The following is a 25,671-nucleotide window of genomic DNA, read 5'->3' on the forward strand; positions in this document are numbered from 1 at the left end:
ACATCAGGCCAACAATACAAGACATTGAAATGCAATGGATTTATTTTGACTACGTCAGAACTTTGTCATTTGCGATATTCGGTCGGAATGGGGAGATCTTTAGCCAGTGGCTGGGGACGGCGCCCCTGACCACGACGGAATTTCTTGAGCTGGAAGACATAGGCGAGCACCTGGGCAACCGCCGCAAACAGCCCTTCCGGGATCTCGTGGCCCAGCTCGGTTGAGTGGTAAATAGCCCGGGTCAAAGCCGGTGACGGCATGATGGGGATCTCGTACTCTCTGGCGATCTCCCTGATCTTCATTGCAATTTCATCTGTGCCCTTGGCCACGACCTTGGGCGCGGCACCGGGTTTGCCCGCATCATACTTGAGCGCTACCGAGTAGTGGGTCGGGTTGGTGATCACCACATCGGCCTTGGGTACATCCCCCATCATCCGGCGCATCGCCATCTGCATCTGCAACTGACGGATCTTGCCCTTTACCTCGGGCTTGCCTTCGCTGTCCTTGAACTCGTCCTTGACCTCCTGCTTGGTCATCTTGAGCTGACGCATGTGATTCCACTGCTGGAACGGCACATCGATGGCCACGATGGGAAGCAGGGCGCAGCAGAGGATGATCAACATCCAGAGAAACAGCTCCAGCGCATCGATAATGCCGCCGGGAAATCCCTCCATGGAGAGGTTGAGCAGGTGATTGAACTGGCTGGATAACATCCACCAGGCAAACAGGGTGATGAACACCACCTTGGCGATGGACTTGACCAGCTCGATCAGCGACTGCACCCCGAACATCCGCTTGAGGCCACTGAGCGGACTCAACTTGCTCATCTTGGGCATCATGGCTTCGGTGGAGAAGTTCATCCCCCCCATCAGGGTGTTGCCGATAAAGGCGGCAATCGCCACCAGCGCAAACAACAACCCCAGCGGAAGCACCAGTTCCCCCAGCAGCGCCGGCAGCATGGCGATCATGGCGTTGGGATCGAAAGCCTGCTCCCGATCCAGGGTAAAACCCATGGTGACGACCTTGATCATGGCGGTCGCCAGCGAGCCCTTGAGCATCAGTAGGCCAAATACCGCCGAGAGCAAAACGCTGGCGGTTCCCAACTCTTTTGAACGTGCAATCTGCCCTTTTTCACGGGCCTGTTGCAGTCGTTTGCCCGTGGGTTGTTCGGTACGTTCCTGGTCGGTATCAGCCATGAGCGCCCCCGAAGCACTGGGTGTTGATCAGCTCGCAGCTGACCTCCTGCACCCGCTCCCACATCATGTCGAAGTGGCCGAGGAACCCGCCGATAGTGAGCCAGAGGATCAGCAGACCCGACATCATGCTGACCGCAAAACCGATACTGAAAATGTTGAGCTGCGGCGCCGCCCGGGTCATGACACCAAAGGCGAAGTTGATCAGCAGCAGGGCGACGATGGCAGAAAGGGCCATCACCAGTGAGGCCTGATACATCACCCCGAGAAAACCGATCAGGCTGCGGATGGCAGGTAAAGAGAGCCCGGTGTCTGACACCGGCAAGGTATCGAAACTGAGGATCACCAGCCGCAGCATCACCAGATGGCCATCCAGCGCCAGAAACACTAGTGTCGCCAACATCAGATAGAACTGGCCCACCACGGGGGCCGACTGGCCATTCATCGGATCAACCAGAGTGGCAAAACCGAGACTGGTCTGCATGGCGATGACCTGACCGGCCATCACGAAGCTCTCCATCAGAAACTGGGTCATCAGACCAAGGGCAATCCCGATCAGCAGCTGCTGGCCCAATACCAGAAAACTGCCAGCAGAGAAGAGCTCGATAGGGGGCATTTTCGGAAGCAGCGGGGCTATCAGAAAGGTGATGGCCAAAGCCAGCCCCATCCGTACCCGCGCAGGGGCGAGGCGGCTGCCGAATACGGCCATCACCATCAGCAGACTGCTCACCCGCGCCAGCGGCCAGAGGATCGAAGACAACCACTCCATGATCAGAGCGGTTGTATAGGTCATCCCACCACCTCGGGGATTTGGTTGACCATCAGCACGAAGAAGTCCATCAGACTCTGCAAGCCCCAGTGAGCGCCCGCCCCCAGCGCAAACAGCGTCACGATGAGACGGGGCAAAAAGCTCAGGGTCTGTTCGTTGATGGAGGTCGCCGCCTGAAAGATGGCAACGACCAGGCCAATCATCAGGCTGGGCAGGATCACGGCGCACACCATGATGGTCACCAGCCAGAGCGCCTCACGAAAGACGTCGACAAAGGTTTCAGGACTCATGTTCGGGCTCCTTGCGCTCGACCGGCTAACTGGCACCCAGTCCGAAACTGCTGGCCAACGACCCCAGAATGAGGTTCCAGCCATCCACCATCACGAACAGCATCAACTTGAAGGGCAACGAGACGATCATCGGCGAGAGCATCATCATCCCCATCGCCATCAGGATACTGGCCACCACCAGATCGATGACCAGGAACGGCAGGAACAGCATAAAACCAATCTGGAATGCGGTTTTCAGCTCGCTGGTGACAAAGGCCGGGATCAGCACCCGCAACGGCACATCGGCAGGTTTCTCCACCTGCACGTTGGCGATCTCCATAAAGGTGTTGAGATCCTTGATCCGGGTCTGGGCCAGCATGAACTGGTGGATGGGCAACTCGGCCCGTTCCAGCGCCTCCTTTGCCTGAATGGTCTCGGCCAGATAGGGCTGCAACGCTTCATCATTGATGCGATCCAGCACCGGCGACATGATGAAGAAGGACATGAACAGGGCGATGCCGATCAACACCTGGTTGGAGGGACTCTGTTGCAGACCTATCGCCTGACGCAAGATACCCAACACCACAATGATGCGGGTAAACGAGGTCATCATGATCACCATGGCCGGCAAGAAGGAGAGCGCGGTCATCAGCGCCAGCACTTGCAGGGTCAGGCTGTACTCCTGAGAGCCATCCCCCATGGTCTTGACGGTCACCGCCGACATAGCGTCCTGTGCCAGCGCAGGCCAGGAGCAAAACAGTGGTATCAGCAGGCTGACCAGCAGCCCCGTTTTCAGCCATAAGCCGTTAGCTTTTTTCATGCTTGCCCATCAATTTGCCAAGCTGCTGGGAAAACGCCTGCGGCTGGTTTTCGTCCAGCGGCTCCTCCAGCCGGTAGAGAAAGTTGACCTGCTGCGGTGTTACGCCGACCAGCAACTGCTGTTCGCCCACCTTGACCACCAGCAGCTTCTCTTTGTAACCCACCGGCAACGAGGCGATGACCCGCATCTGGCCGCCCCCCATGGCGGTTGCCAGCTTGCTCTTCTTGAGCAAAAAGCCCAGCACCAGAATGAGACCGATCACCATCAGACTGGAGAGCAACCAGGAGCTCAGACTAGGCACGTTGGCAGATGCCGCTGTCTCGGCAGAGGCCGGAACAGGCAGCAATAACAACAGGAGGCGCATCATTTGAGCTTCTTGATCCGTTCAATCTGGCTGATGACGTCAGTCAGGCGGATACCGAACTTGTCGTTCACCACCACCACCTCGCCGTGAGCGATCAGGGTACCGTTGACCAATACATCCAGCGGCTCGCCTGCAACACGATCCAGCTCCACCACCGAGCCCTGGTTCAGCTGCAACAGGTTGCGGATGCTGATCTGGCTGCGGCCCACCTCCATGGCGATAGTGACCGGAATATCGAGAATGGTGTCGAGCTTGCGGCGCTCCTCGGCACTGATAGGGGCATCATCTTTCAACTCTTCCAGCGGGGCTGGCTTGGCTTCCGCCGTCACCTGCTCCTCCAGAGCCGCAGCCCAGGCATCAGCCATCAGATCCTCTTCCTCAGTTCCGCTCATCTTGTTTCCTTATGCTACTTCGTGACCGTTTACCGTAATAAACCGTCAATTATCGCTGTTGATCTTCGATACTGCGCTCGAGCTCTTCCAGCTCGGCCTCGCCATCAATTCGTACCCCGCCCCGGGTCACCAGATGCATCTCCGTCTTGACCCCTTCCGGACGTTTGAGCTTGTCGGTGATCTTGAGCGCCACATTATCCTTGGTGCGGCCCATCTTGGCGTGGAAAGTGGGCAAGTCCTCCACAAAAACCAACAGATTTTCCGGCATATCGACCGGAATGATATCGCCGGGTCGCAGCTCCATCAGTTCACGCAGGGTGAGTTCGGTCTCCAGCAGCTTGGCCCGCAGCTCCACCTTGACGTCCATGATCTCGTCACGCAGCGCCTTGCTCCAGCGTACGTCGGTATCCCCCTTGTCACTCTGCACACCGGCATCCAGCAGCTCGCGGATCGGCTCCAGCATGGAATAAGGCATCGCCACGTGGAAGTCGCCGCCGCCACCATCGAGCTCGATGTGGAACGAGCTGACCACGATCACCTCGGTCGGGCTGACGATGTTGGCCATCGCAGGGTTCACTTCGGAGTCGAGATACTCGAACCCCACGTCCATCACCGGCGCCCAAGCATCCTTGTAATCCTCAAACACCAGTTTGAGCAGCATCTGGATAATGCGCCGCTCGGTCGGCGTAAACTCGCGCCCTTCAATCTTGGCGTGATAACGGCCATCGCCACCGAAGAAGTTCTCCACCAGAATGAAGACCAGTCGGGCCTCCATGGTGATGAGCGCCGTCCCCTTGAGCGGGCGGAACCGCACCATGTTGAGACTGGTCGGCACAAACAGGGTATGAACATACTCGCCAAACTTGAGCATCTGCACGCCGTTGATGGAGACCTCGGCGGTACGACGCATCATGTTGAACAGGCTGATCCGCATATGGCGGGCGAAACGTTCATTCACCAGCTCCAGCGTCGGCATGCGACCACGGACGATGCGGTCTTGGGAGGAGAAGTCAAACTGGGCTACGCCGGGGTCTCCAGCGCCGCCTATCTCTTCCTCTTCGACATCATCGACACCGTGCAAGAGGGCATCAATTTCGTCCTGACTTAACAGATCGCTCACGCTTCACCTACTGCATTACAAAGCCGGTAAACAGCACTTGTTCGATAACGGGGGAAGAGACCAGGTCCTTGAGCACCCGACGGCACTCTTCCAGTGAATCCTTGCGCAGCTTCTCCTTGCCTTCAAAGGTCATCAGCTGTTCGGCACTGGCTGCGCTGAACACCCGCAGCAAGGTGCCTTCAATCAGGGGGATATTCTGTTTGGCTAACGTCTCGTCGGCGGTACCGCGCACCATCAGCTGGATCTTGATCTGCACCAGTCGATCTCGCTGGGCACCTGCGACGTTGAAGACAAAGGGGCGCGGCATACCGACATAGAGGGAAGGTTTAGGCGCTTCCTCCTTGGGTGCAGCCTCGGCACCTTCCGCCGCTTCAGCAGGCGGTTTATCGGAGCCGGAGAGCATCAGGAAGGCGCCAACACCACCACCGCCCAGCAAAATTACCGCCAGGGCAATGATAATGATCAGCTTCTTTTTCTTGCCCGCAGCCGGGTCTTTTAGCGTCAACTCGTTATCGTCAGCCATCCCTTGTCCACCCTAGTCTCAAACTTGTTCGATATCATAAACTTACTCGGGATTGCATCAAGCATAGAAATCAATTCCGGAACCGTTTGTCGATTCCACCAGCAAACTGGGGTTGGAAGTGGTGAGTTCCCCTTCAACCAGCCCGTTACCGGACCGCTGCTGACCACTACTCTGACCTTGCTGCCCCTGCCCGTTAAAGGTGGGCTGGCCCTGTTGCTGCTGTTGTTGCGACTGCTGCTGCACCTGCGTCTGACCAAGCTGGATCCCCTGCCCTGCCAGCATGTCACGCAGCCGGGGCATCGCCTGCTCCAGCATCTCGCGGGTCTGTCCATGTTGTACCACAAAATGGACGTTGGCCTGGCTGTCGGCTCCCATCTGGATCTGGATCTTCATTTTGCCAAGGCCGAGGGGGTCGAGCTGAATTTCCGCCTGTTGCAGTTTTTCGGCCAGCATTACATTGACCTTCTGGTGCAATTCGGCAGGCGCTTCCTGACTGGCCAGTTTCAAATGGGGTAAATTCTGCGGCTCACGGCGCAGCGTCGTCTCAGCGGCAGGTGCCCGGCTATCGGCTACCTGTGGCTGAGTCTGGCTGTTCTGGCCATGCTGAACGGTCTGGCTCGCGCTGCTCTCACTGCTAGATGTCGTCGCAACCAGGCTCTTCTCCGCCTCACCGGCCTTCGGTTTTACCTCAAGCGAAACCGCTTTTCGCTCCTCGTCGGAGCCCGTCACTTCCATCTGCTTGATGCCGGCTGAAATGGTCGACAGCGGCGCTTGCGGCCCCTGAGATTCAGCCTGTGCCAACACCTGCTGCGGCGCCACCATCACGGGAGCGCTATCGCTCTGAGCCGTCGCATTTGCCGTCACGCTGCCCTGGGCTGCGGCACTTGCTACGGCACTTTGTGCCGTCGTCACGGGCGCCGAACCTTGATTGGCGGCGGTGGCTGGTTGCTGGCTGCCTTCGGCGGCACCCTTTTCTGTCCCCTTGCCAGCTACCCCACTTCCATCCGCAGTTGCTGAAGTGGTTGCAGCGCCCGCCTCAGGCTGCTTGAGCCCCTCATTGAAGGCCTTGAGCGCGGCCCCCTGAGTCGCGGCTTGCGTCGCCTGCCCCTTGTTAGTCAAAGCATTGCTGGCGGCGGGATCGGATTTGCTGTCGCCAACCTCTTTTGCAGCGAGAGACTCCGCGGATTTGGCGGTGTTTGCCGACTCATCGACCGGCAGCACCTTGGCCAGCTGAGCCATCCGCTCGGCCCCCGTGAGGGGCTTGGAGTGCTTGCCATCTGCTCCGAGGGTTTCTCCCTTGGCAGAGGCTTTCTCCCCGGACTGCCTATCCGTAGTAGTGGCTGCATCTTCACCTTCAGAGGAGAGAACGGCAGCAGAGGCATCGCCCTGCGCCACCACTCGCGCCGCTGAAGACGATACGGTGATTTCTGAAGTCGAATTGGCGGTCGTCGCCAGCGGCGACTGCGCCCCGTTCTGACCGGCAAGCTGGCTGGCAATTCTGGCAGCGGCAGGGGTCTGCTCGCCGTCATCAAGCGCAATCCCCTCCAGCTCACCCTCTTGCGGCAACGGATTGCCGTCTACCGCAGTGGCGCTCTGTTGGGCCGCCACCGCCAGCTGGGGTGTCACTAGCGAGGTATCGAGCTTGAGGGAGTCTTGCAGGCGCAGCAGAAAGTCGGTGGCAGGGACCTCCTCCACCTTGTTGTCGGCGTCAGGATCCTGCTCCTTGCCGGTCTCCTCTTTGGGAGAGGCGCTTTCGGTCGCCAAAGATTTGGCTGATCGGACATGGTTACCGCCCTGAGTGGCCTCGGCAGCGCCCTGTTCGCTGTTCCGGGCCTTGGCAATCAGGGTGGCGAAATCCCCCTTGCTGTCGCTGCCGGTTCCCCCATCGATACTTTTGCTCTCGACGGAACCGCTCAGAGGCGCTTTGTCCAACCCATTGGCCGGAGCCGAAGGCGTTTGTGTCAACAGTGTCTGCATCATGATGGGATCCCTGAATTCTGGTGGCCCCCAAAGAGATGGCCGCCGACAATGTCCAGATCAAAGCAAGTTACAGGCCAGATTGATGAAAGCGCCGCAACATGGCGTACTCATCCAGCATCTTCTGCTCCTGACGCTGGGCTTTCTGCTGCTCGCGACTCGCCTGCTTCTCCAGCAACAGCTCCACCGCCTTGCGCCGCTGCTGGGCCGCCAGCCACTCTTCACGGCGCTGTTCCAGCGCCTGACGCACCTGCAACACCCCTTCGTACTGCTGGGTCGCTGCCTGTTCGAGCTTGTTGATAAAGGCGTGATACTGGGTATTTTGCTGGGGCGAAATCCCCTGCAGGCCGCGATCGGTCCACTGCTGGTGATAGATCTGGCGGTACTGGTTGAGGGCATTTTGCTGATCCATGAACAGCTTGAGATCCTGCTGCGCCTTCACCAGCGCCAGCGCACACTGCTGCTCCGCCTCCACCAGCCGATCGGCCAACAATACCAACCCTTTACTCATCGTCGACCTCTCTGTTACCGACCATCATCAGCGCATCAATGGCATCGCCACCATCTGCAAGGCTTGCAGGCCATCATCATAGTGAATGACCTCGCGCATCCCCTGCTGCAAGAACTGATCCAGATAGGGTTTTTGAATGATGGCGCGGTCAATGCGCGGATCGGAACCCTGACTGTAGGCGCCGATGGTGATGAGATCCCGGTTCTGCTGATAGAGGGAGTAGAACTGCTTGAGAGTGCGCGCCAAATCCATATGTTCCGGCGAGGTCACCATGGGCATAACCCGGCTGATGGACTTCTCGATATCGATAGCCGGATAGTGGCCCGCATCGGCCAGCTCGCGCGACAACACTATGTGGCCATCGAGGATCGCCCGCGCCGCATCGGCAATGGGATCTTGCAGGTCATCCCCCTCGGTCAAGACGGTGAAGAAGGCGGTGATGGAGCCCTGGCCGTCACTGCCGTTACCCGCCCGCTCCACCAGCGCCGGTAATTTGGCAAATACCGACGGTGGATAACCCTTGGTCGCTGGCGGCTCGCCCACCGCCAGCGCGATTTCACGCTGGGCCTGGGCATAACGGGTCAGCGAATCCATCAAGAGCAGCACATTAAGCCCCTGATCGCGAAAATACTCGGCGATGGCCAGCGCCGTTTCACACCCCTTGAGCCGCATCAGTGGCGAGGCGTCGGCGGGAGCCGCCACCACCACGGAGCGGGCTCTCCCCTCCTCTCCCAGAATGTCTTCGATAAACTCTTTCACTTCCCGGCCCCGTTCACCGATGAGGCCGACCACCACCACATCCGCCACCGAGCCGCGAGTCATCATGCCCAGCAGCACCGATTTACCGACACCGGAACCGGCAAACAGCCCCATCCGCTGGCCCTGACCCACCGTCAGCACGGCGTTGATGGCGCGCACCCCCACGTCCATCGGCTGATGGATCGGGCGGCGAGAGAGCGGGTTGATGCGGTGCTGGGCAAACTGCACGGTCTGGGAGGAGAGAATGGGGCCGAGCCCATCGAGTGGCTGGCCGATGCCGTCGATGACTCGACCTAGCAGGTTCATGCCGACCGGAATACCATGCTCTTCGGTGATGGGCACCACTCGGGCACCGGGGATCACCCCCTTGAGCTGCTCGCTCGGCATCAGATAGAGGCGATCGCCAGAAAAACCGACCACTTCAGCCTCCAGCGTCCCATCAAGGGTATCGATGCGGCAGAGGGCACCGATGGCGGCACGGCAGCCGATGGCTTCGAGGGTCAGCCCCACCACCCGGGTCAATTTACCGGCGACCGGCGGTTTGGGGGCGCTGTCGCGTACCTTGTACCCTTGCAACCGGTTCAGTAGCGAGCCGCTCATCTGGCCTCCTGAGAGCTAAAAAGTGCAGCCGGACAGCAACGTCCGGCATCGGTTATGGGCGTGAGTCCGGCGAGGCCGGTTTCTGCGATGCATTGTCCCGCAAGAAGTTGCGCAGCAGCTGATCGATGCGCCCGGAGAGGGTCAAATCGATGCTGGAGAGCTCGGTCGCCAGTTGCAGATCACCGGGGGAGAGGGTGGGATCGCTCTGCAATCGCCAGTGGCGCTTGGCACACTCGTCGGCGCCAAATGCCTGTTCGATTCGCGCGATATCGTCGGGATGCAACATCAGAGTCACCCCCTGTTCGGCGGCGGGCAGCAAGGCCAGCCCCTCTTTAAGCGCCTCCAGCAAAATGCGGGGGGAGGTCTCCGCTTCGTGACGAATAAGCGCGCGGGCCAGTTGCATCACCAGCGAGACCAACTGCTGCTCCACCGCCTGATCCATCTCGTTAAGCGGATTGGCAAGGCGCGCGGCGAGCCCCTGCCAGTGGGCGATCTCCTGCTCCACCAGCTCGCGGCCCATGGCCAGCCCCTCCTCGCGCCCCTGTTCGAGACCGGCAGAGTGGCCCTGTTGCAATCCTTCCAGCTTGCCCTCTTCCATCCCCTTGGCATAACCGGACTCGCGTCCCTCGGCCATCCCCTCTTCCCAGGCGGCCTGACGGATCGCTTCAAGCTCCTCGGCGGTGATGCTGGGGGTCGGCTCCTGTTCGGGCTCCGGCTCCACCACCTCCTCTTCCTGCTGATACCAGTCAGGGGCCAGGCCAAGAGCATTGGTAGGCGCTCCCGCCTCTACCTCGACCTCCATCTCGGGCCAGCCCCAGGTCTCAACCCGCGCATCATCGCCCTCGGGGCGCACATAACCACGCAGTTTGTTGTTCATGCTTTGCGCGACTCCTCACCACTGCCTGATGCGGGTTTGGCATCGCAATTCGGTTTATGGGCCATGGCTTAGAGGAACTCCTCGCCGCCACCGGCACCCAGCATGATTTCGCCGGCATCCGCCAGACGGCGGGCGATGGAGAGGATCTCTTTCTGGGCCGCTTCCACTTCGGAGACCCGGATCGGCCCCATGGCCTCCAGATCGTCCGCCAGCATTTCGGCCGCCCGTTTGGACATGTTCTTGAAGATCTTCTCGCGCATCTGATCGTCGGAGCCCTTGAGGGCGCGTTGCAGCAGATCCCCAGGCACTTCCCGCAGCATGGTCTGGATGCCGCGATCGTCCACATCGATGAGGTTTTCGAACACGAACATCAAATCCTGGATCTGCTGGCTGATCTCTTCGTCCGACTCGCGGATGGAGTCCATCAGCTGGCCTTCGATATTGGTATCCAGATAGTTCATGATGTTGGCGGCTGCCTTCAGGCCGCCCATCTTGGCTGCCTGGGCACCGGCCGCACCGGCAAACTGTTTCTCCATGATGTCGTTCAACTCTTGCAGTGCCGCCGGTTGTACCTCTTCGAGGTTGGCGATACGCATCACCAGATCGAGGCGCACCTGCTCCGGGAACTGGCTCAGGATCTCGGCGGATTGCTCCGGCTCCAGATAGGAGAGCACGATAGTCTGGATCTGCGGGTGTTCGTTCTGGATGATGCTGGCCACCTGACGTGCATCCATCCACTTGAGCGAATCGAGGCCACGGGCGCCGGAACCGAGAATGATCTGGTCCACCAGGTTGCTCGCCTTGTCCTCGCCAAGAGCCGCCACCAGTGCCTTGCGCACGAAGTCTTCGCTGCCGATACCGATGTTGGTGTACTTCTGGATATCGTCGATGAATTGACGGTGCACCGCCGCCACCCGATCGTGACTGAAGTCAGACATGGAGGCCATCGACATACCGAGCCGCTGCACCTGCTTGGGCTCGAGATGACGGAAGATCTGGGCGGCATCCTCTTCATTGAGGCTCAGCATCAGCACCGCAGCCATCTCCATCCCCGACATCTGGTCGAGGATCTGGCGCTGACTGTCGGTGATGTCATTGCCGGTGACTTGACTCTTCTTTTCTTCAGGCATCTTTGTTCGTTACCCATTCTTTAATGACCTGAGCGGCCAGATCCGGCTCGTTCGCCACCAGCGCACGTACCGCCTTGAGCAAGTCTTCATCACGGTGCAGATCCGGCAGTTTCAACTGGCCATCGCGGACACCAAATACCTGATCGTTCTCGACTTGTGCTGACAGCAGACTCAACTCGTCGTCGCCACCCAGTACGGTGTGGTTGTCGAAATCCACTTCCCCTTCCGGTTTGGCATCCGGATAGAGCAGTCGCTTGAGCATGGGGCGAACCACGGTGACGATCAAGACGATGATCACCAGTACCGAGGCGGCAATCCGCACCGCACGCCAGAACCAGGGCTGATCGTAGAGCGGCACCTCGGCCACGGTATCCAGCTCTGGGCGATTGAACGGAATCGCGACCACCTCAAGGGTATCACCACGGGTCACATCAAAGCCAAGGCCACCGCTCAACAAACGGCGCAATGTATCGAGTTCCGCCTGGGTGCGCGCCTCACGGGTCACGGCCCCGTCGGCACCGGGCACCGCTTTGTAATCCACGGCAACCGAGACGGTCATGCGGCGAATGCCCCCCATCTGGCGACGGGTATGGCTGACGGTGGTATCCAGCTCGAAGTTGCGAGTCGCCTCTTTGCGGGATCGGCCCGAAGCGGCAGCGCTGGCACCATCACCACCGGTCGCCTCCTCGGGAATATTGGAGGCGGCAGGGGGCTGGTTGGAGAGTGCACCAGGCACACCACCGTTGCTGCCGCTGGCGCTGTTCTCTTCCATGGTCATCTCGGAGCGCACTGCAGGCAGATCCGGGTTGTAAGTCTTGCGGGTCTGCTCCTGCTGGGAGAAGTCGAGGGAGAGATCCACTTCCGCCGTATAGTTGTCTGCCCCCAGCACCGGGATCAGGATGGCGTCAATTTTTTGTTTGTACTCCAGCTCCTGCTTCTGCTGCATGGCAAACTCTTTGCGAGTCTGGGCCGAGATCGGGTCTTGCGAGCCGGAGTTGAGCAGACGGCCATTCTGGTCGGTGACGGTGACGCGGGTCGGCTCAAGGCCGTGTACGGCGGAAGCGACCATATCGACGATGGAGTCCACCTCCCCCTGCCCCAGCGCCGCCCCTTTCAGGTTGAGCACCACGGTGGCACTGGGTTTGCGTTCGTTGCGGGCAAACACGTTGTCTTTCGGAATGGCCAGCAGCACCTGGGCCTTGGCCACATTCTGGAACTGCTCGATGGCGCTCGCCAGTTGGCGCTCGCGGCTCAGCTTCAGACGTTCGCTCTCCATCCGCTGGCTGACGCCGAAACTGGAATCTTTCAGCAGGATATCTTCACCACCGATGTTGCTATCGGTGGCATTGGCAAGACCGGCACGGGTCAGGGCCAGCTGGATAGTGGGGTAGCTTTCGGCGTTGACCAGCACGCTCTTGCCATCCACCTCGTAGGGGATCTTCTGCTGATCGAGGAAATCGAGAGTCTTCACCAGCTCCTGGGTGGTGTAGGTGCCGAGGGGACGCATGTCCGGCTCCTTGCCCCACAGCAGGATAAACACCGCAATGGCCAGACAGATGGCAAGCCCCAGGATCAGGGTGATTTGCCGCAGCACATCGGTATTGGACAGGAAGCCCAGCGCCGAACTCTTCTGCTCATTTTCATCGAGGGCGGCGGTGCCCTCATCGTTTATCAGCAGATCGCCGTTTTGGTCAGTAGCCACGATTTATGTCCTTATTGCTGACATGTTCATGATGTTCAGTCGTCATGGTTTATTGGCGTCGCTTATACCGGCATGTTCATGATGGTTTTGTAGGCATCGACCATTGTTGCGCACCTGTACCGTGGCTTCAAAGGCGATGGAGGATTTTTGGCCCGCGATCATCACCTCGGCCAGATCCACCGACTTGTCGCCCATATCGAAACGGGTACGCAGGTCATTGGCGGCGCCTTGCAGTTCGTTGACGTTGCCAAGCGCCTGTTGCAGCAGCTGACCAAAGTCGGAGGTTACCTGACGACCGGGTTGTGCCAGCGGCGTTGCGCCTGCTTCGATCTTGAGCGCCTGCATCTCTTGCATCAGGCTGCTTGCACTAATTTCCATTTTCCATCCCCAGACAAATCATTGACGCTGGCATGCAACAAGCAATTAGAGTGCCAATGCGTTAAAAGTGCGACACGGATGAGTGGCCAGACCAAGCTGGACGAGTTCGACAACGGCAGGTGGCTCTGATTAAATCCGACTCTGACGCCCACTTTTGCTGGCTGGCAAGGAGTCCGCTCTGGATTATCGCAAACCCGTGTTCAAGGCGATGGACTACATCAGCCACCATTTGGATGACAATCCGGGCCTGGATGAGGTCGCAGCAGCGGCAGCCATCTCCACCTTCCACTTCCACCGTATTTTCAAGACGATGGTCGGCGAGACCATTGCCGGATTTACTCGGCGCCTGCGTATGGAGCGCGCAGCCCGTCGCTTGCTCGCCTCCCCCCAGAGCGACATCACCACCCTCGCACTGGCCGCCGGGTTCTCCAGCTCCCAGAATTTCGCCAAAGCCTTTCGCCTGCACTTCGCCATGAGCCCCTCGGAATACCGCCAGCAGCAGGGGGGAAACTGGAAAAGCAAGATTGGAAACGATCCCCTTCCCTTTGACACCTATGATGGCCTGGTCATGCACCCGGTCACCGAACACCCGGGTCTGTTGCAGGGGGCAAGCGTCAGGCAGATGCCCGCCCGGCGCGTGGCGTACATGCGCCGCCTGGGCCCCTATGGCAAGGAGACCTGCGAGCAAGCTCATCGGGATTTGCTCGCGCTGTTCGCCTCAGACGAGGCGATGACACCGGCGGGTACCCTGAGTCTCTATTGGGATATCCCCGATATCACCGATGAGACCCGTTGCCGTACTGACGTCTGCATCGAACTGGGGCCAGAGATCCCCGCTTGGCGCCAGTTAACCACCCAGACCATCGCAGCGGGCCCCTATGCGGTATGTCACTTTATCGCTCGCGGCGATCAACTGGTCGCCTGCTGGGAAACGGCGTTTCGCTGGGTAGTGGGCCAAGGGCTGAACTGCGACGATCGCCCGTGTTACGAGCAATACCACGCAGGCACGGACCCCGACCGGGAGCATTACGTGTTTGATATCTGTATCCCGCTGATCAACCGATAAGCCGATACCCCATTTCCATTTACCCACTTCGAAGTCTTCGGACTCCGAAGCGACGGAGTCATGCCCATGAATATCAAAACGCTGTTTCTCGCCAGCCTGCTGGTGACGCTTCCCGCTGCCGCCAATGCCCAGTCACAGAGCCAGACGCTGATCTTTGGCGGCACCATCTACAGTGGTGATCCGGCGAACCCTCACCCGGAAGCGGTCGGCATTGAAGGTAAAAAGATAGTGGCAGTCGGCAGCTATCAGGAGGTCAGTGCCCGCCTCGGCAACCATGCCAAGCGTCTTGATCTGAAAGGAAAGTACCTGATGCCAGGGCTTATCGACAGCCATGTTCATGCGGCATTTGCCGGTTTTCAGGGGATGACGGTTAACTTTCCCGATGCCATGAATGAGGTTGAGCAGGTGCAGCAATTTCTGACCCGCAGCAAGGATGCCCCCCGCCTGACACTGGGCGATGTAGAGCTATACAGCAATGTCTCCCTCGACTACTGGCATCAGCTTCCCCTGCTCGACCAGGTGTTCAATGGCCCGCAATACCGGCAGATCCCGGTAGTGCTTGCCGGTTCGGATGCCCACACCGGTTGGGCAAATCAGGCCATGCTGCGCAAGGCTGGCATTGATGCCGACACCCTTGCCGGTCGCTATGCTCCGCTGAAAGGCAATTTTGGCCTCACCCCATCCGGCATGCTCAATGGCTTTGCCTCGGAAGGCGGCTGGGATGCCATCCTCAAGGCGCTGCCCCCCGTCAGCGACGAGACGATTGCCAGTGCCATCATGACCGCCGCCAAACAACTCAATCAGGTGGGCATTACCGCCTGGATGGACCCTATCAGCAACATTCGCCCCCTCGCCCCCATCTTCAACGCCGAGCCGGATCGCCGCGATACCGGCCTGCTGCCGGCGTACCGCATGCTCTCCCGGGAAGGCAAGCTGACCGGACATGTGTCCGCTCTGGCACTGGTGGGGATACATGCATCACCCGCCATCATTGATGACGTATTGGCGCTGCAACAGCAGTTTCAAGATGCCCCGGACGTTAAACTGGTGGGGATCAAGATCCTGCAAGATGGTGTCATCGAGTATCCATCCCAGACCGCCAAGTTGAGCGAGCCCTACCTCAACCGTCCCGGTTACAGCGGCAAGGACGATCTGGACAAACAGCGTTTCAACGAGCTGATCCGCACCGCGGATGCCCATCAACTTATCGCTCACTTTCATGCCATCGGCGATCGGGCCGTCCGTGAATCCCTCGATGCCATCGCCTATGCCCGGGCCCACAATCGGGATCACCGCCTGCTGCACAGCATCACCCATCTGGAGGTGGTGAGCCCGGCCAGCATTGCCCGCTTCAAACCGCTCAATGTGGCCGCATCGATGCAACTGTTGTGGGCCGGGAAAAACGTGGCGACCACCCTGCTGCTTGATGGAAAAGTGCCCCCGGCACTGCTAGCCCGCCTCTATCCGGCAGGCAGCTTGCTGCAAAGCGGCGCCATTATTGCCGGTGCCAGTGACTGGCCGGTCTCCAGCCCCAACCCTTTCCTCGCCATGTATACCGCGATCACTCGTCAAGGGGAGCTTGGCTTGCTGCCCCCCGCCAGCGAGCAGATCAGCCGTCAGGCCATCTTGCAGGCCTATACCCTCAACGCCGCCAAGGTAATTGGACGGGAGAAAGAGATTGGCTCCATCAGCGCGGGCAAGAGTGCTGACCTGATCTTGCTGGATCGCAATCTGGAACAGGTAGCAAGCGAAGAGCTCAAGGAGACCAAGGTGCTCTGGACCATGTTCAAGGGCAAGCAGGTCTATTCAGCCCACTGACACCGCGAGAACAAACAGGCCCGCATTGCGGGCCTGTTGGCGAGATCACGACAAGCATATGGTGTGCAGTGAGCAACCGATAACGGCGGAATTAGCGGCTCGTTTCAGTCAAGTCCTTGTCAATCCAGTATTTGGAGCCGGAGATATTGGCATCGAGCAGCAAACCCTTCTCGCCAATCTGGTAGATGGCCATGCCGCCGTTGTATTTGGCGGTCAGCTCGGCGCTCTCCTTGCCGGCCACCACACCCACTTCGGAGGTAGCTTCCCACCCCTGGGTCACGAAGGCATCGAATCTGGCCTTGTCTTCAAACAGGATCACCTGCTGATAGAACTTGCCACCAATCCCAGCCGCCAGACCCGCACCAAACATCTTCATATAGGTGTGCTTGCCGGTTTTGCGATTGACTGCCACCCCGGCCCCCTGATTGGTATGCAGCATCAGGGAGAACTTGCGCGAATCGAACACCGCATAACCATAAGCCTTGTCAAACAACAACTTGGCTGATGGCTGCTCGTTGAACAACCGGATCAGCGCAGTGTCGGCCATGGTATTGAGCGCGATCCTCGCCTCTTTCGCCGTCTTGGGGTTGAGCATCTCGTTGAGCTCCTTGTCGGCCGCCTTCAGCCACTCCTTGCCGGTCGCAATGCTCTTGTCGGTCCAGACCCCGGCGGTATTGAAGGCATCCTCTCCCCAGGCCGAGATGGAAGCCCAGCTCTTTTTGGAGAAATCGCTGACATCCTGCCACACCTCCTTGCTGGTCTCGCTCACTGCCGCTCCCAGCTCGGACGCTGCGGCCTTGAGCTTGGCCCAGTCGGCATAACAGGGTGAGAAGGCCAGACTCAGTGACAGGGCCAGCAACCAGTTACGCTTGTTCATTTTTTCACTCCCGTATTGTCGAGTGTCTGGGTTACCTGGGGCGATCACCTACAACAGGCTACCCGCTGAAAATCACTCCCGCATTATCGGAAGGGGAATCCGGTTAAGCAATCATTGAGTCCTGTTTATACCGCCACAGCCCGACAGCAGTTAACAAAAAGGCTGCTCATCAAAGAGGAGCAGCCTTGTTAAGCACAGCAAAACCGGACGGGCTTATTCGACCATCATCACCTTGCAGGTGTTGGTACTGCCCACGGTTTCCATCTTGTCACCGTGAGTCAGCAGCACCATGTCACCGCTCTGCAACAGCCCCTTATCCTTGAGCACGGCCAACGCGTCGCGGCACACTTCGTAGACCGGTTTGGTCTCGTCACCGTCAAACATCACCGGAGTGACGCCACGGTAGAGGTTGGTCCAAGCCAGGGTCTTGTTGTGGGGAGACATGGCGAAAATCGGCAGACCGGAGCTGATACGGGACATCAGCAGCGGCGTGGTGCCGGACTCGGTCAGTGCCACGATCGCCTTCACCCCTTCCAGGTGGTTGGCCGCATACATGGTAGACATTGCTACAGCTTCTTCAACGGAAGTGAAGGTGTAGCTCATGCGGTGGTTGGAGACGTTCAGGCTCGGATGCTTCTCGGCACCGACACAGACGCTCGCCATGGAGGTCACTGTCTCGATGGGGAACTGACCGGCGGCAGTCTCGGCGGAGAGCATCACCGCATCGGTACCATCCAGCACGGCGTTGGCCACGTCCATGACCTCTGCACGAGTCGGCAGCGGCGCATTGATCATCGACTCCATCATCTGGGTCGCGGTGATCACCACACGGTTGAGACGACGGGAGTGGCGGATCAGCTTCTTCTGTACGCCAACCAGCTCGGGGTCACCGATCTCGACACCCAGATCGCCACGGGCAACCATCACGGCATCGGAACCGAGGATGATGTCTTCCATCGCCTCATCGGTGGCGACGGTTTCGGCGCGCTCAACCTTGGCCACGATCTTGGCATTGGAACCGGCTTCGCGGGCCAGCTCGCGGGCGTAACGCAGGTCATCGCCACAGCGCGGGAAGGAGACAGCCAGATAGTCCACATTCATGCGGGCAGCGGTCTTGATGTCTTCCTTGTCTTTCTCGGTCAGGGCCGGAGCGGAGAGACCGCCCCCTTTCTTGTTGATGCCCTTGTTGTTGGAGAGCGGCCCGGCCACGGTCACCGTGGTGTGAATGCGGGTGCCTTCAACCTGCTCGACCTTCAGCTGTACACGGCCATCGTCCAGCAGCAGGATGTCGCCCTGTACCACATCGTCTGGCAGGCTCTTGTAGTCGATACCGACCTGCTCCTGACAACCTTCACCCTTGCCGAGGGCCGCATCGAGAATGAACTTGTCACCGATGGCCAGATAGATTTTGCCATCCTTGAAAGTGGAAACACGGATTTTCGGGCCTTGCAGATCACCCATGATGGCGACGTGACGACCGAGCTTGGCAGCAATGTCACGCACCTGATTGGCGCGCAGGATATGGTCTTCAGCAGTGCCGTGAGAGAAGTTCATCCGCACCATGTCGGCCCCGGCGCGGATGATCCCTTCGAGGATCCCTTCGCGGTCGGTAGCCGGACCGAGTGTGGTTACAATCTTTGTACGTCTAGGCATGAAAGACTCCAATATGAAGTTGATATGACTTGAGATTCTGCCCCATCAAGCCCATGGCTCGATGCACCCGTTTACAAACCATCTGGGTGGTTTTTGTTATTAAATTACAATACTACACCAAGGCGGGTGGCATAGACAGTCGGGGGCCGGAGCCCCCGACGGTTCAGGAAGAGTGCGGGGTTTCGAAGCGGGATTCGCGCAATCCCTCTTTCACTTTCTTCAGATTTTCGCGAAATTTCATCCCCCGGCGCAGGGTAAAACCGGTCGCCAGCACATCCACCAGCGCCAGCTGGGCGATGCGGGATGCCATCGGCATATAGACATCGGTATCTTCCGGCACATCCATGGAGAGCACCAGATTGCACTCGCGGGCCAGCGGGGAGTCCTTGGCGGTCATACCGATCACGGTGGCGTCGTTCTCGCGAGCCAGCGCGGCGATTTCGACCAACGCCTTGGTGCGACCGGTGTGGGAGATCAGCACCACTACATCCCCTTCGCTGCTGTTGATGCAGCTCATGCGCATCATGACGATATCGTCAAAGCTCACTACCGGAATGTTGAAGCGAAAGAATTTGTTCTGGGCATCGCGGGCAACGGCGGAGGAGGCGCCAAGGCCAAAGAAGCTGATCTTCTTGGACTGGGTCAGGATATCGACGCAGCGGTTGATGGCAGAGATATCCAGGCTGTTTTTGGCGGCATCCAGACAAGCCATGGTGGATTCGAAGATCTTGGCGGTGTAGGTATCAGGCCCATCTTCCGCTTCCACATGACGATTTACGTAAGGGGTGCCATTGGCCAGGCTCTGGGCCAGATGGAGTTTGAAATCAGGAAAGCCCTTGGTATCGAGACGGCGGCAAAAGCGGTTGACGGTCGGTTCACTGACATCGGCCATCTTGGCCAGAGCGGCGATGCTGGAGTGGATGGCGGTCTGGGGAGACGCCAGGATCACCTCGGCAACCTTGCGTTCTGATTTACTGAAACTTTCCAAGTTATTCGTAATTTTATCAAGGGTATTCATCATCACCACCAGGCGTTTTTGTAATTTAGCTTCAGTGTCTTTGCACTCAATCTACGGCTAAGCAAGTTTCCATTCAAGCTAAGGACTATACAAGACAAGCGGTTATCGCAACTAACGCCTGCCATACAAAGTATGACTCATCTCTAATTATTTCGTACTTTTCGTTACAAAACGTCACCTTGCCATGAAAGCGCTTACAAATGTTGCAAAGCAACAACACTGTGAGCAGGCGCACGTTTGTATCGATCCGGCGAGTGAGCAAGCCTGAGCTCGGATAGAATGGGCCGTCATAATCCAACAATAATCTCGGGACACCAGAGTCGTCCCCATCCTGTAACGAAGGAGTTGTTATGCAGCATACCCATGCGCTGGTCGGCGATGTCGGCGGCACCAATGCGCGTCTGGCCCTGTGTGAGCTGGCCACCGGTACTATCTCTCAGGCAAAGACCTACTCAGGTCTGGCCCATCCCAGCCTTGAAGCCGTGGTACGCCTCTATCTGGAAGAACACAAGGTTCAGGTAGCTGAAGCCTGCATTGCCATCGCCTGCCCCATCAACGGTGACTGGGTTGCCATGACCAACCACAGCTGGGAGTTCTCCATCAGCGAGATGCAGAGCAATCTCGGGCTGGCACGCCTGCAAGTGATCAACGACTTTACTGCGGTCTCGATGGCGGTGCCGGTATTGGCTGAATCGGATCGCATCCAGCTTGGCGGCGCCGCGCCGGTAGCGGGCAAGCCCATCGCCATCTATGGTGCGGGCACCGGCCTTGGGGTCGCCCATCTGGTCAAGGCGGGTGAGCAGTGGCTGAGCCTGCCGGGTGAAGGTGGTCATGTGGATTTTGCTGCCAACACCGAAGAGGAAGATGCAGTGCTGCAAGTAATGCGAGGCGAATTGGGCCATGTCTCGGCAGAGCGTTTCCTCTCCGGCCCGGGTCTGGTCAATCTCTATCGCGGGCTGGTGAAATCCGATGGCCGTGAGCCTGAGCCATTCGCCCCCAAAGACATTACCGAGCGCGCACTGGCTGGGGAGTGCCTCGATTGCCGTCGCACCCTGAGCCTGTTCTGCGTGCTGATGGGCCGCTTTGCCGGCAATCTGGCCCTCAATATGGGTACCTTTGGCGGCGTCTATATCGCAGGCGGCATAGTGCCGCGCTTCCAGGAGTTCTTTACCGGTTCCGGTTTCCGGGTCGCCTTTGAAGACAAGGGGCGCTTCAAGTCCTACCTCAAGGAGATCCCGGTGTTCCTAATCACCCATGAAGGGCCTGGGCTACTCGGTGCGGGCGCTTACTTGCGCCAGTCGATGGGGATCACTATCTGATTAAAGAGGGGAACGAGGCGGGATCATCCATGGTTCAGCCTCGATTCAGTGTGAATGGCATAAAGTAGCCGCACGTAACCAAGAGGGTTGTGCTTCACAAGGAGTGGAAAGCGACTCTCATCCGCTGGATACGTTTGTCACCTGACAAGCCTGAACTGTTTCAACCGGCCTTTTGGCCGGTTTTTTTTTATGTCTGATATCCGGGATTACTGGGCCAGCGCCTTCAGCTGCGCCTTGTCGGGAGGATTGTTCCAGTCGATGGGACCGTGGGTAAAACGGTACTGCAACCGTGGCAGACTGGTCTCCAGCCACTCTTCTCGAAAATAGGCATAACCCTGATCCCAATCCGGATCATTGGCCCAACCACTCTGCAGGAAGTAGAGGCGAGTACCCTGTCCTTCCGGCACAAAGCGCAGGCAAACCTGGGTCTTTTGCTGGCGGATATGGGGCAGGCTGGGTGGGAAATTCCAGCTGAAACTGAGCAAATCATAGGGCATGACGGCCATGACCCGGCACCCTTCGCTGCCACGTTCACCCAGCGGGGCATCAGGCCTGAAGTAGATCTCGAAAGGGCCATTCGGTTCGGCCACCATCAAACATTCGGGAGCCAGAAAACTGCGCAGACCGCTTTCGGTAGTCCAGGCGTGCCAGACATCGTCTATGTACGCCGGAACAAAAATGTTGCCTTCAATCAGTTTATTGTCCATAAATCAGCGATCCTCAAGCCATCCATACAAGGGACTCCGGCAGTATAGCCCCATGGCAAATACAATGGACAGTGCTTAATCACATCCTTGTCATTTGCATCGATTAACCTGCCTCTGTGCAGTTGCCTTAATGAACATTGGCTCGGGAGGGCATCATGATCCGGCTCATGGAAGAACACGACATTCCCCAACTGGCCCGGCTATTTTTAAAGAGCCGCCGCCACACCTTTCACTGGGTTGATCCCGCCCGTTTCCAACTCGAGGATTTCGAGGTGCAGACCAAAGGTGAACAGGTGTGGGTCGCCGAACAGGGGGGCAATATCTGCGGCTTTATCGCCATCTGGCAGCCCGATCACTTCGTCCATCACCTCTATGTGTCAAGCGACTGGCACGGTCAGGGGATAGGGCGCGCCCTGCTGGAGCGGGGCCTCGCTGATTCGCCGCACGGCTCGCTCAAGGTTGCGACCCGCAACACGGCGGCAGTGGCCTTCTACCATCGGCTGGGCTGGCAAAACAGTGATGAGACAGGCCACTGCGAGGTCACCGGCTCCTGGTGCAAGTTGCTTAGAAGCTAGCGGGACGCCCGGCACCTGCGCTTTGCGGCTGAACAGGCACCAGCGGTGCCGGGGGGAAGAACCAGCGGTAGAGATCGAACCAGCCATCTCGCTGGGCAATCACGACCTCGTGCACTGGATCGCGCTGGAAGATCGCCACCTTGTTTTCAGTCAGCGGCACCCAGGCATAGTTGACCAGCGCATATTGCGACTGGATCAGGTTGTACTCATTGAGATAGGAGTCATCGTTACCCGATTCGTGCAGTTGGGTACGACTGTCGATGAGGTAAACAAGCTGGTTGAAGAAGGTAAGTTGAAAACCGGTCACTCGCCACTTCTCCCTGGTCGCCTCCTCCTCTTCGATCACGGTAATTTTGCCCCAGCGGCACACCCCGTGATAGTTGACTCCATTGGCCGACATTTTCAGATCGTAATGGCAGCCCAGGCTGTTGATAAACATCCCGACCACAAACAGCAGCACGACAAGCAGTGGCAACAGCAGCAAGGTATTTTTCAGCGTTCGTTTCATCAGAGATCCCTTACAGCGTTTTTTCGAGCTCTTTATAGGAAAGCACGCGAACCTGGTGGCCGGAGACCAGCACCAGCGATGCCGGTTTGACTGGTGGCACATCGCTCCGTGCCTCCATCTGGCAAACAACGCCGGTCGGCGAGTCGGTGCAGTGCACATGGAGCCACTCGAAATGGAGATAGCTGGCGACAAACGCCATCAGCACAGCCAGTAGCAGATTGACGTACATCAGGCCCCTTGCCAGCATTGGCCGCCCGATACCGCTGAGAAAGGCAAGTTTGGCGCGCTCACCAAAAGAACGGGGAGCAGCAGGCTCTTCGATGACCTCGTGGTCGGAGCTTGGTGATGTCGACGGTGGCTGCGCAGCCGCTGCAGGCGTGGGCTCGCTCATCGGCTCGGGCAAGGGCTCACTCTCTGTTGGCAGTGCCTTACCGTAATAGCTCTTCATCTTGCAGTTAAGATGCAGGGAGTACCCTTTTTTCGGGGTACTTCTGATATCCAGCGTCTGGGGGGATGAGGCGAAGTGGCGACGAATATTGGCGATGGCCACGTTCAGTGAGTTGGGGCTGATGGGGCGACCCAACCAGCCGATTTCGAGCAACAGATCCTTGTCGCACACCTCGTCATGGTGATCGAGCAGATAGCTGAAAATGAGGCTCTCTGCCGATGACAAGCGCACCACCCGGGCGCTTTGCAAGTTGTCCTTGTCGGTACAGAAGATCAGCTCTCGCCTTTTGACATCAAAGACATAATCACCGAAGTGATAGGCTGATATGTTATTGCCTGGCGCACCCCCCGTCATACCAACCACCTGTTATTTGCATTCATCATGAAGAAGATGGGATTCCACACCTGATAAAGCCAGATGGCGGCTCAGGACTTGCTGTAATTAAACGAAATTCTAAAGGGTCGGGATCAGCGGCACAATAGATGCTAGCAGGCATGAGCGGGGAAAATGAAAATATGCGTCCAGCGCTGTCGGACTGCGTATCGGGCAGAGCATGATGCTGCGAGTTTCGCGTATCACAGTCACGCCAATCTCAGCTGAACAGTGACATGGGCATGGCGAAAAACGCTGGTGGACAAGGCACCTTGCCCCTCACGACATCTCGCCACGCCTCAAATTAATGGGAACCGGCCTGCCCCGCAGGATGATCCAACGGGGCGAAGTTAACTGACTAGACCCGAAACTGCTTGAGCAGGGTATCAAGCTGGGCCGATAGCTGCCGCAGATCACTGCTGGCCTCGGCAACCTTTGCCACTCTGGCTGCACTCTCGCTGTTGAGCGTCGCAATCCGGTTGACGCTATGGCTGACCGCCTCTGCCACCGAGTGTTGTTCTTCCGATGCCTGGGCGATATACATGTTCATCTCGCGGATCAGGCTGACCTGATTTTTAATCTTCTCCACCGATATCTGCACATCTGCCGCCTCGATGCCGGCGCGGGATGCCTTCTCCTGACTCTGTTGCATGCCGGCCCCGACATTCTGGGTCGCTTGCTGCAACCGCTTGATACTGGCACTGATCTCCTCCGTCGACTGGCGAGTACGGCCCGACAAGGTGCGTACCTCATCCGCCACCACCGCAAAACCGCGCCCCTGATCACCCGCCCGCGCCGCCTCGATGGCCGCGTTGAGGGCAAGCAAATTGGTCTGCTCGGCAATGCCGTTGATCACCTCGATGATGGTGCCAATGCTGCTGCTTTCGGTCGAAAGGGTGCGCATCAGGGTGGCGACTCGCTCCACCTCCCCCACCAGTTGATGGATGGCCTCATTGGCATGGCCCGCCAGATTGTAACCCTGCTCCACATAGAGGTTGGCCTCATCGGTAGCGCCAGAGGTTTTCACCGCGTTACCAGCAACTTCTTGCACTGCCTGACTCATTTCGGTAATGGCGGTAGCGACCTGATCCAGCTCGGATTGCTGGGCGTCACTGCCTACCCGGGTATCTGCCGAGAGGGAGTCACAGAGTTCAGCGGTTTGCAACACACCGGCAGAGAGCTCGTTGATCTCCGCCACCATCTCCTGCAACTTGGCAATAAAGTGGTTGATGTTGGTGGCCAACGCGCCCATCTCATCCTGACGGCTGATCTTCAGACGCCGGGTCAGATCCCCCTCTCCTTTGGCCAGATCGAACACAGCCTGATTCATCTGGTGAAGCGGCCTGAGCACATTGCGATGAATCAGCACCATCAGCAGCGCGATGATGCAGAGATCGAGCACAAGGATCTGCCAGACGGTGGTGATCAACTGCTGCCGCAGTTGGGCCTGAATGGCAGCATCACTGGTTTGCACCAGCAATCGGGCCACGGTGTTTTTCTGGCCGCTGTCGTCATAGACCAGATCATACCCCCCGTAGGCAGACACATCGGCAGGCATGGCTGTCACGGGGGCAATGTCCCCCGCCGAGTCACGGGCAAACCCGGCTACCAGCTTGTCCTTGTTGACCACCAGCAAAGCACTCAGGATATCGGCCGCCAGCTCGGACTTGAGCGATGCCTCGATGAAGGCCGATTCATAATTCCACAGCGGGCCGGGCAGGGAGAGCTGCAGCCGGCCGATGGCCTGTTCGACCAGCGCACTCTGTTTGCTGTAGCTCTCCGCCCTGACCGCGTTGTAGTTGTAAGCGCCAAACAACACCAGTAGCAGGCTCACCGACAGGGAGGTCAACACGGCAATCCTGAACGTCAGACTTTTCCAATCCATGGTTTCCTCCCGGTTTTACGGCAGCCGGCGCAGTGCCATTG

At 58.5% G+C, this 25,671-nt stretch carries 24 protein-coding genes and 2 pseudogenes; 4 read left to right on the forward strand and 22 right to left on the reverse strand.

Annotated features, from left to right (window positions below):
• Positions 1–65: 65 nt before the first annotated feature.
• From flhB to fliE, 15 genes and pseudogenes are all read right to left on the reverse strand, one after another.
• Positions 66–1,196 (reverse strand): flagellar biosynthesis protein FlhB, encoded by a 1,131-nt coding sequence (flhB, locus tag ACTG2J_RS14825; RefSeq protein ID WP_150996454.1) that lies wholly within the window; start codon positions 1,194–1,196, stop codon positions 66–68.
• Entirely contained in the window at positions 1,189–1,986 is a 798-nt protein-coding gene (gene fliR, locus ACTG2J_RS14830) for a flagellar biosynthetic protein FliR (protein WP_113740458.1), read from the reverse strand. The genes flhB and fliR overlap by 8 nt, the downstream gene beginning before the upstream one ends.
• A complete protein-coding gene (fliQ, locus tag ACTG2J_RS14835) occupies positions 1,983–2,252 on the reverse strand; it encodes a flagellar biosynthesis protein FliQ (protein ID WP_042011652.1) in 270 nt (89 codons plus the stop codon). Before fliQ ends, fliR begins: the two co-directional genes overlap by 4 nt.
• 25 nt (positions 2,253–2,277) lie before the next feature.
• Positions 2,278–3,051 (reverse strand): flagellar type III secretion system pore protein FliP, encoded by a 774-nt coding sequence (gene fliP / locus ACTG2J_RS14840; RefSeq protein WP_113740457.1) that lies wholly within the window; start codon positions 3,049–3,051, stop codon positions 2,278–2,280.
• Positions 3,038–3,418, reverse strand: coding sequence for a flagellar biosynthetic protein FliO (fliO, locus tag ACTG2J_RS14845; RefSeq protein WP_113740456.1), 381 nt, complete (start codon positions 3,416–3,418; stop codon positions 3,038–3,040). The genes fliP and fliO overlap by 14 nt, the downstream gene beginning before the upstream one ends.
• Positions 3,415–3,807 carry a flagellar motor switch protein FliN gene (gene fliN, locus ACTG2J_RS14850; RefSeq protein ID WP_005298791.1) on the reverse strand — a complete coding sequence of 131 codons (393 nt, stop codon included), beginning with the start codon at positions 3,805–3,807 and terminating at the stop codon, positions 3,415–3,417. The genes fliO and fliN overlap by 4 nt, the downstream gene beginning before the upstream one ends.
• A 49-nt stretch (positions 3,808–3,856) precedes the next feature.
• Complete coding sequence (gene fliM / locus ACTG2J_RS14855; protein WP_005334736.1) at positions 3,857–4,927, reverse strand: flagellar motor switch protein FliM; 1,071 nt, start codon at positions 4,925–4,927, stop codon at positions 3,857–3,859.
• 7 nt (positions 4,928–4,934) lie between these two features.
• Positions 4,935–5,450 (reverse strand): flagellar basal body-associated protein FliL, encoded by a 516-nt coding sequence (gene fliL / locus ACTG2J_RS14860; protein ID WP_042054463.1) that lies wholly within the window; start codon positions 5,448–5,450, stop codon positions 4,935–4,937.
• 57 nt (positions 5,451–5,507) lie between these two features.
• On the reverse strand, positions 5,508–7,430 hold the full coding sequence (locus ACTG2J_RS14865; protein WP_439997629.1) for a flagellar hook-length control protein FliK: 1,923 nt from the start codon (positions 7,428–7,430) through the stop codon (positions 5,508–5,510).
• A gap of 67 nt (positions 7,431–7,497) precedes the next feature.
• On the reverse strand, positions 7,498–7,938 hold the full coding sequence (fliJ, locus tag ACTG2J_RS14870; RefSeq protein ID WP_005334746.1) for a flagellar export protein FliJ: 441 nt from the start codon (positions 7,936–7,938) through the stop codon (positions 7,498–7,500).
• Between the two features lie 27 nt (positions 7,939–7,965).
• Complete coding sequence (gene fliI / locus ACTG2J_RS14875; protein WP_005334747.1) at positions 7,966–9,297, reverse strand: flagellar protein export ATPase FliI; 1,332 nt, start codon at positions 9,295–9,297, stop codon at positions 7,966–7,968.
• 52 nt (positions 9,298–9,349) lie between these two features.
• Positions 9,350–10,174: a flagellar assembly protein FliH gene (gene fliH, locus ACTG2J_RS14880; RefSeq protein WP_429151001.1), complete on the reverse strand. Its 825-nt coding sequence runs from the start codon at positions 10,172–10,174 to the stop codon at positions 9,350–9,352.
• Between the two features lie 68 nt (positions 10,175–10,242).
• Positions 10,243–11,304, reverse strand: coding sequence for a flagellar motor switch protein FliG (fliG, locus tag ACTG2J_RS14885; protein ID WP_439997630.1), 1,062 nt, complete (start codon positions 11,302–11,304; stop codon positions 10,243–10,245).
• Positions 11,297–13,006 (reverse strand): flagellar basal-body MS-ring/collar protein FliF, encoded by a 1,710-nt coding sequence (gene fliF, locus ACTG2J_RS14890; protein ID WP_005334750.1) that lies wholly within the window; start codon positions 13,004–13,006, stop codon positions 11,297–11,299. The genes fliG and fliF overlap by 8 nt, the downstream gene beginning before the upstream one ends.
• Before the next feature lie 62 nt (positions 13,007–13,068).
• Positions 13,069–13,384: pseudogene (fliE, locus tag ACTG2J_RS14895) on the reverse strand (flagellar hook-basal body complex protein FliE).
• 154 nt (positions 13,385–13,538) lie between these two features.
• On the opposite strand from fliE, the gene ACTG2J_RS14900 reads away from it, so the two are divergent.
• A complete protein-coding gene (locus tag ACTG2J_RS14900) occupies positions 13,539–14,450 on the forward strand; it encodes an AraC family transcriptional regulator (protein WP_429017766.1) in 912 nt (303 codons plus the stop codon).
• A 66-nt stretch (positions 14,451–14,516) separates the two neighbouring features.
• Positions 14,517–16,268, forward strand: coding sequence for an amidohydrolase (locus tag ACTG2J_RS14905; protein WP_439997631.1), 1,752 nt, complete (start codon positions 14,517–14,519; stop codon positions 16,266–16,268).
• A 91-nt stretch (positions 16,269–16,359) separates the two neighbouring features.
• Here ACTG2J_RS14905 and befA read toward each other — a convergent pair whose 3' ends face one another.
• From befA to ACTG2J_RS14920, 3 genes are all read right to left on the reverse strand, one after another.
• On the reverse strand, positions 16,360–17,145 hold the full coding sequence (gene befA, locus ACTG2J_RS14910; protein WP_113740451.1) for a beta cell expansion factor BefA: 786 nt from the start codon (positions 17,143–17,145) through the stop codon (positions 16,360–16,362).
• A 213-nt stretch (positions 17,146–17,358) separates the two neighbouring features.
• Positions 17,359–18,798 (reverse strand): pyruvate kinase, encoded by a 1,440-nt coding sequence (gene pyk, locus ACTG2J_RS14915; protein ID WP_005353698.1) that lies wholly within the window; start codon positions 18,796–18,798, stop codon positions 17,359–17,361.
• 163 nt (positions 18,799–18,961) lie between these two features.
• Complete coding sequence (locus ACTG2J_RS14920) at positions 18,962–19,816, reverse strand: MurR/RpiR family transcriptional regulator (protein ID WP_005334759.1); 855 nt, start codon at positions 19,814–19,816, stop codon at positions 18,962–18,964.
• Between the two features lie 347 nt (positions 19,817–20,163).
• On the opposite strand from ACTG2J_RS14920, the pseudogene glk reads away from it, so the two are divergent.
• Positions 20,164–21,135: pseudogene (gene glk / locus ACTG2J_RS14925) on the forward strand (glucokinase); the annotation flags it as partial.
• A gap of 206 nt (positions 21,136–21,341) precedes the next feature.
• Here the strand turns inward: glk and ACTG2J_RS14930 are convergent.
• Positions 21,342–21,842, reverse strand: a complete 501-nt coding sequence (locus ACTG2J_RS14930; protein ID WP_113740450.1) for an SRPBCC family protein — start codon at positions 21,840–21,842, stop codon at positions 21,342–21,344.
• 155 nt (positions 21,843–21,997) lie between these two features.
• On the opposite strand from ACTG2J_RS14930, the gene ACTG2J_RS14935 reads away from it, so the two are divergent.
• Positions 21,998–22,417 (forward strand): GNAT family N-acetyltransferase, encoded by a 420-nt coding sequence (locus ACTG2J_RS14935; RefSeq protein ID WP_113740449.1) that lies wholly within the window; start codon positions 21,998–22,000, stop codon positions 22,415–22,417.
• Here the strand turns inward: ACTG2J_RS14935 and ACTG2J_RS14940 are convergent.
• The 3 genes from ACTG2J_RS14940 to ACTG2J_RS14950 form a co-directional block, all read right to left on the reverse strand.
• A complete protein-coding gene (locus ACTG2J_RS14940; RefSeq protein WP_005353702.1) occupies positions 22,407–22,925 on the reverse strand; it encodes a hypothetical protein in 519 nt (172 codons plus the stop codon). The genes ACTG2J_RS14935 and ACTG2J_RS14940 overlap by 11 nt on opposite strands.
• 10 nt (positions 22,926–22,935) lie before the next feature.
• Positions 22,936–23,727: a winged helix-turn-helix domain-containing protein gene (locus ACTG2J_RS14945; RefSeq protein WP_113740448.1), complete on the reverse strand. Its 792-nt coding sequence runs from the start codon at positions 23,725–23,727 to the stop codon at positions 22,936–22,938.
• Between the two features lie 376 nt (positions 23,728–24,103).
• Positions 24,104–25,630, reverse strand: a complete 1,527-nt coding sequence (locus ACTG2J_RS14950; protein ID WP_103422401.1) for a methyl-accepting chemotaxis protein — start codon at positions 25,628–25,630, stop codon at positions 24,104–24,106.
• Positions 25,631–25,671: the final 41 nt, after the last annotated feature.

This window comes from Aeromonas sp. 6P, from assembly GCF_051919525.1.
GTDB classification, from domain to species: domain Bacteria; phylum Pseudomonadota; class Gammaproteobacteria; order Enterobacterales; family Aeromonadaceae; genus Aeromonas; species Aeromonas veronii.

What these genes read in the sequence shown, in the direction of transcription:
- flhB (WP_150996454.1), bottom strand. Translation starts at nt 1,196, where the DNA reads ATGGCTGATACCGACCAGGAACGTACCGAACAACCCACGGGCAAACGA.
- fliR (WP_113740458.1), bottom strand. Translation starts at nt 1,986, where the DNA reads ATGACCTATACAACCGCTCTGATCATGGAGTGGTTGTCTTCGATCCTC.
- fliQ (WP_042011652.1), bottom strand. Translation starts at nt 2,252, where the DNA reads ATGAGTCCTGAAACCTTTGTCGACGTCTTTCGTGAGGCGCTCTGGCTG.
- fliP (WP_113740457.1), bottom strand. Translation starts at nt 3,051, where the DNA reads ATGAAAAAAGCTAACGGCTTATGGCTGAAAACGGGGCTGCTGGTCAGC.
- fliO (WP_113740456.1), bottom strand. Translation starts at nt 3,418, where the DNA reads ATGATGCGCCTCCTGTTGTTATTGCTGCCTGTTCCGGCCTCTGCCGAG.
- fliN (WP_005298791.1), bottom strand. Translation starts at nt 3,807, where the DNA reads ATGAGCGGAACTGAGGAAGAGGATCTGATGGCTGATGCCTGGGCTGCG.
- fliL (WP_042054463.1), bottom strand. Translation starts at nt 5,450, where the DNA reads ATGGCTGACGATAACGAGTTGACGCTAAAAGACCCGGCTGCGGGCAAG.
- ACTG2J_RS14865 (WP_439997629.1), bottom strand. Translation starts at nt 7,430, where the DNA reads ATGATGCAGACACTGTTGACACAAACGCCTTCGGCTCCGGCCAATGGG.
- fliJ (WP_005334746.1), bottom strand. Translation starts at nt 7,938, where the DNA reads ATGAGTAAAGGGTTGGTATTGTTGGCCGATCGGCTGGTGGAGGCGGAG.
- fliI (WP_005334747.1), bottom strand. Translation starts at nt 9,297, where the DNA reads ATGAGCGGCTCGCTACTGAACCGGTTGCAAGGGTACAAGGTACGCGAC.
- fliH (WP_429151001.1), bottom strand. Translation starts at nt 10,174, where the DNA reads ATGAACAACAAACTGCGTGGTTATGTGCGCCCCGAGGGCGATGATGCG.
- fliG (WP_439997630.1), bottom strand. Translation starts at nt 11,304, where the DNA reads ATGCCTGAAGAAAAGAAGAGTCAAGTCACCGGCAATGACATCACCGAC.
- ACTG2J_RS14905 (WP_439997631.1), top strand. Translation starts at nt 14,517, where the DNA reads ATGAATATCAAAACGCTGTTTCTCGCCAGCCTGCTGGTGACGCTTCCC.
- befA (WP_113740451.1), bottom strand. Translation starts at nt 17,145, where the DNA reads ATGAACAAGCGTAACTGGTTGCTGGCCCTGTCACTGAGTCTGGCCTTC.
- pyk (WP_005353698.1), bottom strand. Translation starts at nt 18,798, where the DNA reads ATGCCTAGACGTACAAAGATTGTAACCACACTCGGTCCGGCTACCGAC.
- ACTG2J_RS14920 (WP_005334759.1), bottom strand. Translation starts at nt 19,816, where the DNA reads ATGAATACCCTTGATAAAATTACGAATAACTTGGAAAGTTTCAGTAAA.
- ACTG2J_RS14930 (WP_113740450.1), bottom strand. Translation starts at nt 21,842, where the DNA reads ATGGACAATAAACTGATTGAAGGCAACATTTTTGTTCCGGCGTACATA.
- ACTG2J_RS14935 (WP_113740449.1), top strand. Translation starts at nt 21,998, where the DNA reads ATGATCCGGCTCATGGAAGAACACGACATTCCCCAACTGGCCCGGCTA.
- ACTG2J_RS14940 (WP_005353702.1), bottom strand. Translation starts at nt 22,925, where the DNA reads ATGAAACGAACGCTGAAAAATACCTTGCTGCTGTTGCCACTGCTTGTC.
- ACTG2J_RS14945 (WP_113740448.1), bottom strand. Translation starts at nt 23,727, where the DNA reads ATGACGGGGGGTGCGCCAGGCAATAACATATCAGCCTATCACTTCGGT.
- ACTG2J_RS14950 (WP_103422401.1), bottom strand. Translation starts at nt 25,630, where the DNA reads ATGGATTGGAAAAGTCTGACGTTCAGGATTGCCGTGTTGACCTCCCTG.